Source organism: Aquiflexum lacus, assembly GCF_015476655.1.
Lineage (GTDB): Bacteria > Bacteroidota > Bacteroidia > Cytophagales > Cyclobacteriaceae > Aquiflexum > Aquiflexum lacus.
On sequence record NZ_JABFHF010000005.1, the window covers coordinates 226072 to 239053 of the forward strand.

Annotated in this window: 12 protein-coding genes; 8 read left to right on the forward strand and 4 right to left on the reverse strand. The window is 41.2% G+C overall.

Annotated features, from left to right (window positions below):
* Positions 1-9 precede the first annotated feature (9 nt).
* The 4 genes from HMJ38_RS07110 (at position 10) to HMJ38_RS07125 (ending at position 4779) form a co-directional block, all read left to right on the forward strand.
* The gene (locus HMJ38_RS07110; protein WP_194973683.1) at positions 10-1359 is read left to right on the forward strand and encodes a Gfo/Idh/MocA family protein; all 1350 of its coding nucleotides are present in this window, start codon (positions 10-12) and stop codon (positions 1357-1359) included.
* A 352-nt stretch (positions 1360-1711) separates the two neighbouring features.
* Positions 1712-1942, forward strand: coding sequence for an alpha/beta fold hydrolase (locus tag HMJ38_RS07115; RefSeq protein WP_194973684.1), 231 nt, complete (start codon positions 1712-1714; stop codon positions 1940-1942).
* A 23-nt stretch (positions 1943-1965) separates the two neighbouring features.
* Entirely contained in the window at positions 1966-2493 is a 528-nt protein-coding gene (locus tag HMJ38_RS25770) for an alpha/beta fold hydrolase (RefSeq protein ID WP_394355059.1), read from the forward strand.
* 312 nt (positions 2494-2805) lie between these two features.
* Positions 2806-4779 carry a S9 family peptidase gene (locus tag HMJ38_RS07125; RefSeq protein WP_194973686.1) on the forward strand — a complete coding sequence of 658 codons (1974 nt, stop codon included), beginning with the start codon at positions 2806-2808 and terminating at the stop codon, positions 4777-4779.
* A gap of 236 nt (positions 4780-5015) precedes the next feature.
* On the opposite strand, the gene pdhA is transcribed toward HMJ38_RS07125, so the two are convergent.
* Positions 5016-6035 (reverse strand): pyruvate dehydrogenase (acetyl-transferring) E1 component subunit alpha, encoded by a 1020-nt coding sequence (gene pdhA / locus HMJ38_RS07130; protein ID WP_194973687.1) that lies wholly within the window; start codon positions 6033-6035, stop codon positions 5016-5018.
* A 105-nt stretch (positions 6036-6140) separates the two neighbouring features.
* On the opposite strand from pdhA, the gene recF reads away from it, so the two are divergent.
* Complete coding sequence (gene recF / locus HMJ38_RS07135) at positions 6141-7250, forward strand: DNA replication/repair protein RecF (protein ID WP_194973688.1); 1110 nt, start codon at positions 6141-6143, stop codon at positions 7248-7250.
* Here the strand turns inward: recF and HMJ38_RS07140 are convergent.
* Entirely contained in the window at positions 7244-7660 is a 417-nt protein-coding gene (locus HMJ38_RS07140; protein ID WP_194973689.1) for a DoxX family protein, read from the reverse strand. The genes recF and HMJ38_RS07140 overlap by 7 nt on opposite strands.
* Positions 7661-7794: 134 nt before the next feature.
* Between HMJ38_RS07140 and HMJ38_RS07145 the strand changes: the two genes are divergently transcribed.
* A complete protein-coding gene (locus HMJ38_RS07145) occupies positions 7795-8910 on the forward strand; it encodes a TlpA family protein disulfide reductase (protein ID WP_228779928.1) in 1116 nt (371 codons plus the stop codon).
* 124 nt (positions 8911-9034) lie between these two features.
* Here the strand turns inward: HMJ38_RS07145 and HMJ38_RS07150 are convergent, their stop codons facing one another.
* Positions 9035-9955: a nucleotidyltransferase family protein gene (locus HMJ38_RS07150; RefSeq protein ID WP_194973690.1), complete on the reverse strand. Its 921-nt coding sequence runs from the start codon at positions 9953-9955 to the stop codon at positions 9035-9037.
* Positions 9956-10264: 309 nt separating this feature from the next.
* Between HMJ38_RS07150 and HMJ38_RS07155 the strand changes: the two genes are divergently transcribed.
* Together HMJ38_RS07155 and HMJ38_RS07160 are read left to right on the forward strand one after the other, a co-directional pair.
* Positions 10265-10603, forward strand: a complete 339-nt coding sequence (locus HMJ38_RS07155; protein ID WP_194973691.1) for a P-II family nitrogen regulator — start codon at positions 10265-10267, stop codon at positions 10601-10603.
* A gap of 171 nt (positions 10604-10774) precedes the next feature.
* Positions 10775-12007 (forward strand): ammonium transporter, encoded by a 1233-nt coding sequence (locus HMJ38_RS07160; protein WP_194973692.1) that lies wholly within the window; start codon positions 10775-10777, stop codon positions 12005-12007.
* Between the two features lie 111 nt (positions 12008-12118).
* Here HMJ38_RS07160 and nadC read toward each other — a convergent pair whose 3' ends face one another.
* On the reverse strand, positions 12119-12979 hold the full coding sequence (gene nadC / locus HMJ38_RS07165) for a carboxylating nicotinate-nucleotide diphosphorylase (protein ID WP_317174499.1): 861 nt from the start codon (positions 12977-12979) through the stop codon (positions 12119-12121).
* Between the last annotated feature and the right edge of the window lie 3 nt (positions 12980-12982).

Genomic DNA, 12982 nt, shown 5'->3' on the forward strand with positions numbered 1-12982 from the left:
AATAACCCGATGAAGAAAAATTTTCAAGTGATAGACCGAAGGGACTTTTTGAAAAAGTCTGCTTTAGGAGCCGCAGGTTTGGCTTTGGCCCCATCCATCTTGGCACAAGCCAAAGCCGCTGGCAGATTGAGAACAGTCCATATAGGCTTGGGCGGAATGGGAAGGGCGGACTTGGAAGCCATCGCTTCTCATCCTGAGGTGGAAGTAGTGGGACTATGCGATGTAGACAGCAACATGCTGACACAGACCAAAGCCCTTTATCCCAAGGCCAAGACCTATGCTGACTACCGTCAGATGCTCAAGGAATTGGAGAATGAGTTTGACGCCGTGGTCGTTTCGACCCCCGATCATAGTCATGCGCCGGCATCATTGATGGCCATGGAAATGAACAAGCCAGTCTATTGTCAAAAACCGCTTACCCACCATGTGACGGAAGCAAGGGCCATGAAGAAAATGGCTGAAGAAAAGAATTTGGTCACGCAGATGGGCATTCAGGTCCACTCTTTCTACGATTACGAACTGGCCACCCTCCTTATCCAATCCGGGACCATCGGCAAAGTGCATACCGTACGGGCCTGGTCTCCCAAAAACTGGGGATTTGATGGCCCGGAACCTGTGGGAGCTGATCCTGTTCCGGATCACTTGGACTGGAATCTCTGGCTTGGCACAGCCCCCAAGCGATCTTATAAGGAAGGGCTCTACCATCCTGGAAACTGGAGAAAAATCATGGATTTCGGTTGCGGTACCCTTGGGGATATGGGCGTGCACATTTTCGATACACCCTACAATGCCCTGCAGTTGGATGTCCCCCGTACCATCCACAATGACTGCAGAAAACCTACCGGATTTGGATTCCCTGAAAACAACATAGTGACTTATGAATTTCCTGCCACCCCGTATACCGCTGAGTCACTCAAGTGGGTATGGTACGATGGTTCCGGAGCCCCTGCGGCCCATGAAGACCTGCAACTTCCCAATGGGGATACACTACCTGAGCAAGGGGCCATGTTTATGGGTGAAAAAGGTAGGTTACTTTTGCCGCACTTTATGGAACTTCCCCGATTGATTGTCGATGGGAAATACCAGAAATTTGATGTGGCACCTTTTAATCTCGGTGCTCCGGTCAAGGATTATGAAGGAGAAAGCAAAAAGCATTACCATCAGTTTGTGGATGCCTGTTTGGGAAAAGGGAAATGCAGTGCGCCTTTTGAATACTCCGCCCGACTGACCGAAACCATTCTTCTCGGGGTGATAGCGGGAAGATTTCCGAATAAAACCCTTCATTGGAACAGCAAAAAAGCCCGTTTTTCCGAAAGAAAAGCAAATAAATTTTTGGGAGGAAAATACAGGAAATTCTAAGGAAGAAAATGCCATCAGGTTTTCCCTACCTACAGCAGCTCCGGTTTACGTCAATGGTAGTTATGAAAATTAGCATTTACAGAAAGGAAAATGACATCAAGGCGGGCTGCAGACCTCTCCTGACGTCGAGGTGACAAGGCAAAGTTTTATTATAGATTTAATGCTATCTGTAGTTCTAAACACTCGATTTCAAAATCTGTCAATGGTAGGTACGAAGGATCTCCAGAGGTCCTATTTATGTTTATTTTAGCAGGCTGGGGAATCATGCACACATTAACCGCAAATTGAAAAATGCAAAGAATCAAGCAGATTAAAGTTGGGGATTTGGAATTTGACTGCCGGGTTTCGGGGGATGAAAAAAAACGAGTTGATCATTCTGCTTCATGGATTTCCTGAGACTTCATTTATGTGGATCAATTTAATGGACAAACTTTCCGCCATGGGATTTTATTGTCTGGCAATGGATATGCGTGGCTACAGTCAGCATGCCTGCCCAAAAGGAGTAAAAAACTATACCGTAAAAGAGTTGAGCGAAGATATCCTGAATATGGCAGATGCCATACAGGCAAATAATTTCACCTGATTGGACACGATTGGGGGGCGGGGATAGGCTGGAATGTTGTCTATCAGCAGCCCGAAAGAATCATCAGTTGGACCGCGCTATCGGTACCGCATTCCTGGGCACTTGGCAAAGCCATTAAAACAGATCAGGAACAAAAAAGGAAGAGTCGTTGCATAGGCTGGTTTTTACTGCCCTTTATTCCTGAAATCATATTACGAAAGAATAATTTCGAAAAATTCAGAAAATTATGGAAACACAGTTCCCCTGAAGAGTTGAATAACTACCTCACTGTATTTGGAAGAAAACAAACCTTAACGGCCGCCTTAAATTATTACCGGGCAAATTTTAGAGGAGGAAAAAGGCAAGCCATTGGAGAGATTACAACACCCACTTTATTTATTTGGGGCAAACATGATTTGGCTAATGGTACCACAGCAGTTGAATATAACCATAAGTATATGCAAGGAGATTACACTTTTCTGGCATTGGATGGAGGTCATTGGCTGATGCAGACCAATTATCCTGAAGTGGAAAAAGCGGTGGTGGAGCATCTGACTAAATATAGAACCTAGCAGGTAATAGAGCTCAAATGGATAGAAGGGTGTAATTGCAAATTACACCCAGTGGGGGATGATTCAGCTTTTTGTAAGGAGATAAAACATCAAGGCTTGGGAAGAAAATCTCTAACTGATTAAATATCCCTGATTTCAGGGATTGCCATTTTTTGGAAAATGCTTTATCTTAAAAATTCTTTTATAAACAAAAAATTATATGAATCCAAGATGAAGACAAGCGACTCTGAGGAACGATTATCTAGCAGTGATATTCCATGCAGGTTTTCAGTGAAATACGAGTTGTGATCCATCAAAAAAAAATATTACGACATGAAAAAAATATTGAAATGGCTTGGCCTGTTTGTTTTTGGTTTGATCTTATTTGTGGCAATTGTCTTGGCAATTACCGGAATCCCAAAGTCCCCGGCAATTTCCACTGAAAATGTGCCAAGAATTCCACTAAGCTATGGGTTGAAAACAGTAAAGACACTCGATCAGTCTGAAAATTTAATGCGGTATGCAGGCTGGTCATTAGCAGGTGATGGAAATAGAATTCTTGTTCATAAATTAGATAATTTCAATCCTGTACTTTATAGTATCGATGGTCCAGGAATGGAATTGCTTCCTGTAGAAGAAATCCCTAAAAATACCGCAAGACTTATCGGAAATCCCAATCTTGATAAAAAGGAATTAGTATATGCGAAGGATAAAGACGGAGATGAGCAGTTTGCACTGTACCTATATAATAGGGAAACTGGTAAATCTACCTTGCTTACTCCCGGAGAAGATAAAAATGTGGCACCTAGGTATCACCCTTCCGGTGAATGGATTCTCTATCAAAAAAATAAACCCGGATCAAAAAACTATGATTTATATCGTCAGAATCCAAATGAACCCGGAAAAGAAGAATTGATTTTGGAAATGGAAGGTTTATGGACAATAGACGATTGGTCTCCTGATGGAAAACAAATTTCCGTGCGAAAGTACATCTCAGCAACCGAAAAACAACCCTATATTTTAACCCTAGAGACTGCCGAATTGATTCCTCTTGCCATAGATACCACCGTAAAAGCCAATTTCGATAGGCTTGAGTGGAGTGAAGAAGGAGAGAAGTTGTTTTTCGCAAGTACCTATTTATCCGATTTTCAAAAACTCCATCAATATGACCTCAATACAGGCAGGGATAGTCTCCTATTAGCGGATTTCAATTGGGATATTTCTACAGTATTCAATTCGCCTGATGGCAATTGGCTGAGTTTTACAGTAAATGAGGATGGACAAAAACAAGTTTATTTTTACGACTTGAGAAACGGTAAACTCGAAACCATACCTAATTTGCCTTTTGGAAATGTTGAGAATGTTACTTTCAATAGAAAGAGAGATGCTATAATTGGCTTTGGATTGACAACTGTCAACAATTCAACTAATATTTATAGTTATGACCTGGAAACCAAAGAGTTGATACAATGGACAGATTTTACTTCGGATGAGGATTTACCCAATCCTGAAATTATCCATTACCCTACTTTTGATATCGATTCATTAACAGGTAAAAAAAGAAACATAACTGCTTATTATCACAAACCACCGGCAAATTTTGAAAAACCATACCCGGTTATCATTGATATCCATGGTGGCCCTATGGCCCAAATGACGATAGAACGTATGCCGCAATGGTATCCTTTACTGACAAAAGGAATTGCTTTTCTGGCGCCTAATGTTCGGGGATCTACAGGTTTTGGAAGTACTTTTACCGACTTGGACAATGGATTGAAACGTGAGGACGCGGTAAAAGACATTGGCGCATTATTGGATTGGATTAAAGCACACCCGGACCTTGATGAAAATCGGGTAATTGTATTTGGAGCATCCTATGGAGGATATATGGCTTTGGCCTCAGCGGTTCATTATTCAGACAGAATATTGGGCGCTGTCGATTTTTTTGGGATGGCAAATTTTATCACAAGTAGCCAGAGCAGCAATGAAATATTAAAGGATGCAGACAAAATTGAGTATGGAGATATTCAAGTTCCAGAAATCAGGGAATTTCTTGAAAAGATATCACCTTTAAACAATCTTGAAAAAATCAATATTCCCATATTTATTTATCAGGGAGCCAATGACTCAAGGGTCAATGTCAACGAATCCAGACAAATGGTGGAGGCCCTAAAAAATGAAGGCAAAACTGTGTGGTATATTGAAGCCTCTGATGAAGGGCATAGTATTACAAAGCCACTTAACCTTTTATATGTCCCTTCTGCCTTTTACCTGTTTGTAGATGAGTTGTTGGAAGAAAGTAATTAAGGACTTCATCAAATATGATAATTAAATTATCGCTGTTAACAATCATAATAGCTTTCTGTTAAAATCCGGAAAGATTTGTTGGCATATATGTAGGCATCAAGTTCCTAGAATTATTTCCCATTTGTTTGGCGTAATTTTTCTTACAACTTAAATTTTACATTTTTTTTAATCCAACCAAAAAAAAACCAACGTCACTTCCGCAACGATGGTTTATGTATTGAGATGTCAAAATAGTTTTACTCCATAACAAAAGGATAATCCTCTTGTTTGTAGACGTCCTTAAAGGCGTCCTGTCCGTCAGGCCAAGGGGATTCTTCGGCGAACTTCACGGCATCTTCAACTTGCTTTTTGACCTTTTTATCGATTGCGGTAATTTCATCCTCTGTGAGGATTTTATTGTCCATGATGGTTTTCTTTACTTGCTCGATGGGGTCACGTCCTTTGTATTCCTCTACTTCCTCTCGGGTTCTGTATTTCTGTGGATCAGACATGGAATGTCCTTTGTACCTGTAAGTCCTGAATTCCAAGAGGGTTGGACCATCTCCTTTTCTCGCTCTTTCGGCTGCTTCTGCTACTGCTTCATGCACAGCTTCCACACTCATGCCATCCACAGGGAATGAAGGCATGTCATAAGCTTCACCGATAGTATAAAGCTCCGTGACATTGGAGGTTCTTGCTACAGATGTTCCCATGGCATAACCATTGTTTTCTATCACGAAAATCACAGGGGTTTTGTATAGCATGGCAAGATTCAGGGCCTCATGAACAGCTCCTTGTCTTACAGCTCCATCTCCCATATGGCAGATGCAAAGATTTTTTGTTCCTTGATATTTTTCTGCGAAACCGATTCCCAGGCCCATAGGAACTTGCGCTCCAACGATTCCATGACCGCCCATGAAATTTCTTTCTTTGTCAAAAATGTGCATCGAACCACCTTTTCCTTTGGTGGTGCCTGTGACTTTGCCAAAAAGTTCGGCCATCACTGCACCCGGGTCAGTTCCCAAGCCAAGTGGATGGGCATGGTCTCTGTAAGCGGTGATCCACTTATCGTCTTTTGTCAAGGCAGTGATTGCACCTGAAGCACAGGCTTCCTGTCCGATATATAAGTGGCAGAAACCTCTTATTTTTTGCTGTCCGTATAGTTGACCTGCTTTTTCTTCAAACCGCCTCATCAACAGCATGCTTTCGTACCAATACGCATAAGTTTCTTTGGAATATTTTGCTTTTGCTTTGGTAGCAGTACTCTTTTTTGCCATATCGATTATAATAAAATATGCTAAATTAGGCCTCAAATATAATCAAAACGGCTGAATTTTAAGGCCGATTGCGAAAATAGTCAAAAACCTTACAGATTAGGCAACATGTACCTGAAAAATATCCGCCTGCAACAGTTTAAGAATTATCAGAAGGCCGAGGTACAGTTCTCCAGCGAAATCAATTGTTTTGTAGGCATCAATGGCAGTGGTAAAACCAATCTTTTGGACGCCATACATTATCTATGTCTGACCAAAAGCGCGATCAATGGGGTGGACATGCTCAATATCCTGCATAACAAAGATTTTTTTACGGTTTTTGGAGATTTTGACCTGGAAGGAAAGGAAATAGAAGTGCGCTGTATTTTTGAAAGTGGGAAAAAAAAGCAGCTTTTACAAAACAGGAAAGCCATTGAGAAGATGAGTGATCATGTGGGCTTACTGCCTGTGGTGATGATTGCCCCTGATGATACCGGACTGATCAAAGACGGCAGTGAGGAGAGACGAAGGTTTTTTGACAACATGCTCTGTCAGATGGATAAGCAATATTTGGATCAGTTGGTCAGGTATCAACATTTTCTGAAACAAAGAAATGCACTCATCAAACAGTTTGCGGATAAAGGCCGCTGGGACAGTGCCTTTATTGAACCCTATGACCGGGAAATAATCAGTCTTTCCAAAAAAATAGCAACTGCGAGGAAATCCTTTCTCGAAGAATACTATCCCATATTGAAGGAGTTTTATAATATTATATCTGACAATCAAGAGCAAATAGGGGTGGCCTATGAAACCCATTGTTCAGGTGCTGAGTTTGAAAAAGAATTCAAAGCCAGTGCGCAAAAGGACTTTTTACTGAAAAGGACCAATATGGGTATCCATAAAGACGATTTTGTTTTTGAAATCGAAGGCTATCCCATCAGAAAATTCGGATCCCAAGGTCAACAGAAATCCTTTGTCATAGCCTTGAAGCTGGCTCAATTTCAGATTTTTTTGACCCACAAAAAGACCAAACCGATATTACTGTTGGATGATATTTTTGACAAATTGGACGACAATAGGATCGGGAAGCTGATGAATCTTGTGGCTGATCATAGATTCGGACAGTTGTTCATTTCGGATGCAAGGCCCGAACGGTCAAAAGAAATTCTGGCTGGAATTGGGGCAGAAAGTCGTTTTTTCCTGGTCAAAGATGGTGAGATTGGAAACTGGGATCAATAAGATCCGTTTTTGATTATCTGAGCATCAACAGAATATTTTCCAGGTCCTGCAAACATCAAGAAAACAAAAATGACCAAAAACAGTAAGCCTTTCTCTTGGTTTGAAAAGGGGTCATCCCCATGCACCACAAAGGAGATCACTGCCATATTAATGATCAGAGGAATCAAGGTTAATCTGGATAGAAAACCCAAGGCGAGTAAAATGGCACAAAAGAATTCGGCGAAAATGACCAATTGTAAAGATGCAGCAGGACCTAAGCCTATGGGATCGCTGAAAGTGGTCAGTCTTTCACTGAAATTTTCTATTTTTGCCCAACCGTGTGTGACCAGCATCAGGGATGTTGAAATCCTCAATATAGCTAATCCCAAATCCTGGAGAAATGGAGTGGTGGAAAAGAATAACTTTTTCATGGTTTAAGGGGTTTGGAAAGGGTAATCGATTGAATATCCTCAAAAATAATAATTATTCTATAACTGATTCCTACATTTAAAACTTAAGTGTAAAGTTGAATCCAATATCACTACCTTTCATGAATATACCTTCGATGATGAAAAAGTTTCTTTACCTGATTTTATTAGTATTTGTAAGTGCCAATGTCCATGGACAAGCGCCGACACAGGCCTATTTGGATTATATGAATGGGCTTGAAAATTATGTCCAAAATGATCTCTATGGAAAAGTTGCGGCAGTTTTGTATGATGTAGATGAACTTCCTCCGGCTGAGGATTACATCAATTTTGTAAAGCAGATCAAAAAAGAGCTAGACGGATATTTAGAGGAAAATGCATCAGGTTTGGAAATTTCTGAAAAAGAGCAGGCCAAGGTTTTTACCAATACCATGCTTGTCCAATTGGGAGATCTATATTTGGATAGGGGCCAGGAATTGGATACCTCCGAAAAGCTGTTGTTTTTGGAAAAGTTCTTTGGAGATACAGGGCTTGAAACTTCAATTCTGGAACTATCAGATGACCTTGCAAGATCCATGATGATGAGTGTTCATGGAGCGTTGGGAATTCCTTTTGGTATGCCCAATGAGCAGGTAGCCGCTTTTGTTGAAGAATTGGAAGAGCCAAAAAAGGAAATGTTTATGGCCGCCTTGATACAGAACGACATGATGATGCTAACAGGTGGTTATGACAAAAACAAAAGTCAGGTAGAGGGTTTTAAAAGGGCGTATCCGCAATCCATGCACATCGGGAATTTGGATGCTGGTTTGATTTCGATAGAAAAGCTTAGGGCCGGTGCAGAGGTAGAGAATTTTTCATTTGTTGATCTGGAAGGAAATCAGGTGAGTCTTGCAGATTTCAAAGATAAGATCATTTACCTGGATCTTTGGGCGAGCTGGTGCGGCCCATGCATCAACACCTTCAGGACCAAAACCCCGGAATTTGAAACAAAGTTGAGGGATAAGGAGGATGTGGTTCTGATGTACATCTCCATAGATGAAAAGGAAGAACCTTGGCGAAATTACCTCAGCAAAAATCCCATGAGGGGAACTCATCTTTTTGCAGGAAAAGGATTTCAGGCAGAAATCATGCAATACTTTAAGGTTTGGGGTATTCCCCGCTACCTGATTATCGGGAAAGACAATAAAATCATCGACGTCAACGCCCCTAGGCCTGGAGATGAAGCCTTTGAGGTCTTGTCCAAAATTCAGTGATCAGTTTTCGGTAGGCAGTTTCCAGTTTGTGTAAGAGATCAATGATCAGTTTAGGTTTAATGTTATGTGTTTGGTTATGTTTGCTAAGGCAAACTGCCCACTGCGACTGCCTACTGAAATCTGCCTACTGCGACTGAGCAACCCCCCAAAGATTCTCCGGATACTCACCAGTTTCATGCATCCTTTTCAAGGAGTCAATGACTATAGGTTTATCTTCTGTATAGGTGACGCCGAACCAGGTTTTTCCGCCTTCTAAAATTTCGAAGGCAGCTTTTCCTGATTGAATCAAATTGTTGGCAACGGTTGGGATATAGAATTCGGATTTGAGGTTTTCCTGATTTGCGGGTAGGAATTTATGCCACATTTCCTCAATGTCCGAAAAAACGGCTTGATGAAATCCCCAAAAATTCATTGAAACTGGAGTTCCTTCTTTGATTTCGATCACTTCTCCATCACCTTTAGCAAGAATTTTTCCTCCGTCCTTTGCGATGGCGGTTCTTTCTACCATGCCTACCAGTTGATTGGCATCGTTCATGCTGCAGACGCCTCGGCTGACAGTTCCGTGATCTGACAATACATTTTGGATGGCATAGCCTACCATGGCATGTAGATTGGGCTGTACGCCATTGGTCAGGAATTTACTGATTACTTCAAAAGCTTCTTTGCCATAAAAATCATCCGCATTGATAACCGCAAAAGGTTCTGCAATGGCGTCCTTGGCGCATAATACAGCATGTGCGGTGCCATAAGGTTTCACCCTATCGGGATGTTGAAATTTGCTGGGCACAAAACTGTTGAGCGCCTGAAGTACAAAGTCAACCTCAATCTTTCCTTCCAGCTTGGGCAATAGCAGTTCTTTCGTCATTTCAAGAATTTCTTCTCTTACAATCAGCACTACCTTTCCAAAACCTGCCCTGATGGCATCATAAATGGAATATTCTAAGATGGTTTCTCCATTGGGGCCAAAGCCGTCAATTTGTTTATTTCCTCCATATCTACTTCCCATTCCTGCTGCGAGGACCAAAAGTGTTGGTTTGATTTCCATAAAGTTATTTTTAATTAATCTTCAAAATTACTGCTTTCATGAAAGATACAAAGCCAGAGTACTATTATTTCTAAACTCAGAATCCTCTGATAAAGATCACTATTTTTAGAATAAGGTTTCTATATCACTTGGTTTTATAGAAATTTTCATGAAAGTATTTAAAATAGGGTTAAAAATATGCCTGTTAATTAAAAATAATGTAAATTTTTATAAAATCAGGTTCAAAAATAATCTTGAAATACTTTTTTATTACTTTTTCTTTTACATTAGCACTGCTTTTCTAACAAATCGCCATTTAAATTGAAAAAAATGAAAAAAATCGAAGCAATCATTAGAACATCCAAATTTGAGGAGATCTATACCTGTGTCGCGGCATTGGGCGTGAAATTCCTCACCTTCTACGAGGTCAAGGGCATGGGTATGGAACACGCAAGGCAACAGACCTATAGAGGGGTTGCATATGAACCCTCCTATATTCCAAGAACAAAACTTGAAATAGTGACGGTGGAGGATTTGGTGGAACCCGTAGTGGACTGTATCCTGAAAATGGGTAAAACAGGCGAAGTCGGTGATGGGAAGATATTTATCTACGAAGCCTTGGAAGCCTACAGAATCAGAAACAGTGATACTGGTGAGGAAGCATTATAGAAACAAGAATCAAGAAACAAGAGCCAAGAAATAAGAAGCCAGATGCGAGATGCGGGAAGGGGGATGTGAAAAGGGGGGGCAAGCTAATAGAAAATATTATGCTAAAATCTAACTCTAAAATTCGGTTTCATACATCAAAATTTTATTACAATACACTAACCTATCAAACCTATGAATCAAGAAATGTTTACAATCAATAACCTGTGGATGATGGTGGCCACCATTTTGGTCTTTATCATGCACTTGGGCTTTGCCAGTCTCGAAGCAGGACTGACGAGGGCCAAAAACACAGTCAATATTCTTTTCAAAAATACGATTATTCCTGCTATAGGACTTTTGACTTACGCCTTTATCGGTTTCAACCTCATGTATCCCGGGGATGATTTTGCAGGTGGTTTTTTCGGATTGGCTGGTATTGGAATAACTTTACCTGAAGGTTGGGACACCTTTGCCTATAATGAGGGATATACCTTTTTCACAGATTTTATTTTTCAGGCCATGTTTGCAGCTACAGCTGCGACCATCGTTTCTGGAGCGGTGGCAGAAAGGGTTAAATTGGGACCTTTTATATTTTTCTCAATTCTATATGTAGGAATTTGCTATCCTATCGTCGGGATGTGGAAGTGGGGAGGGGGATTTCTTGATTCCATGGATATCCCTTTTTATGATTTTGCAGGATCTACCATTGTCCATTCAGTTGGGGGATGGGGTGCACTTGTTGGAGCTTTTCTATTGGGACCAAGATTGGGTAAATATACCGAATCCGGTATGAAGGCCATCCCTGGGCACAATATTCCTATGGCTACCATTGGGGTATTTTTGCTTTGGTTTGGCTGGTTTGGATTCAATGGTGGCTCGGTTTTGACTGCTGATCCCGGCACTGTTTCTTTGGTTTTTGTCACTACGGCAATTGCCGGTGCTGCCGGTGCTTTTGGGGCATTGATTGCGTCTTATCTGAAATTTAAGACTTACGACATCACGATGGTACTCAATGGAATTCTTGCAGGATTGGTGGGAATTACGGCAGGGGCAGACCAGATGGGCGTTGGTGAGGCTGCTATCATCGGGTTTGTAGGCGGTACATTGGTGGTTTTTGCAGTTGTGTTTTTTGACAGAATTAAAATCGATGACCCTGTAGGTGCGATATCTGTTCACTTGATTGGAGGTATTTGGGGAACTTTGGCAGTGGGTCTTTTCGGGAATCTTGCAGGGTTCCAGCAAGTGCTTTCCCAATTGATTGGGATAGGCGTGGTAGGAGCATTTTGTTTTGCGACCAGTTGGCTGATATTCTTCTCGATGAAAAGAACGATTGGTATACGCGTAGATGAAAGAGAGGAATTGGAAGGTCTCGATATCAACGAACACAGCATGCAGGCTTATCCTGATTTTGCTTCAAAAAACTAAAATAAAATATCAAAAGGGACCTGAGGAATTTTTTTCCTCAGGTCCCTTTTGATATTTTAATTGTTATGGCAGAATAGTGACATCCATAAAAAGCACTGAAGAAACAATCCATCAATAAGCTTTTAGACTGATATCCATACTTTTTACCTGATGGGTCAACGCACCTACGGAAATATAATCCACCCCACACTCAGCTACATCTTTCAAAGTTGATTCTGTAATACCGCCCGAAGCTTCTAGTGGGTATTTCCCGCCCACTAATTTGACAGCTTCTCTCATGGTAGGATAATCCATATTGTCCAGCATGATATAGTCTATACCTCCTGTTGCAAGGACTTCTTTGACTTCATTGAGATTCCTGGTTTCAACCTCTATCTTCAAATCAAGGTTGTTGGAAGCTAGGTAATTTTTGGTTGAGGTAATGGCATTTCGAATCCCGCCTGCAAAGTCAATATGGTTGTCCTTGAGCATGACCATGTCGTATAATGCAAAACGGTGGTTGATCCCTCCGCCCAAAATAACTGCCCATTTTTCCATCAACCGAAAATTCGGTGTAGTTTTCCGGGTGTCCATCAATTTTGCCTTTGTGTGAGCGATCAATTGATTAAGTTGGGATGTTTTGGTGGCTATTCCACTCATTCGCTGCATGCAATTGAGCACCAGTCTTTCAGTTGTCAAAATAGAAGCAGCAGCACCCTTTACCTTTAATCCTATTTGACCTGCTGCAACTTTCTCCCCATCCCTTAAAAGCATTTCTACTGCCAATGTTGGGTCGTATTGATTAAAAATCATTCCAGCCAACTGCAGACCCGCTATGACGCCATCTTCTTTGATAATCAGCTGAGCCTGTCCCTGTTTTCCTTTTGGGATGGATCCCAAGGAAGAATGGTCGCCAGAACCGACATCTTCAGTCAGCGCCATTTGAATAAATTGATGTATTTTTTCCGGACTTAAATAACCTATATTTTCCACGCC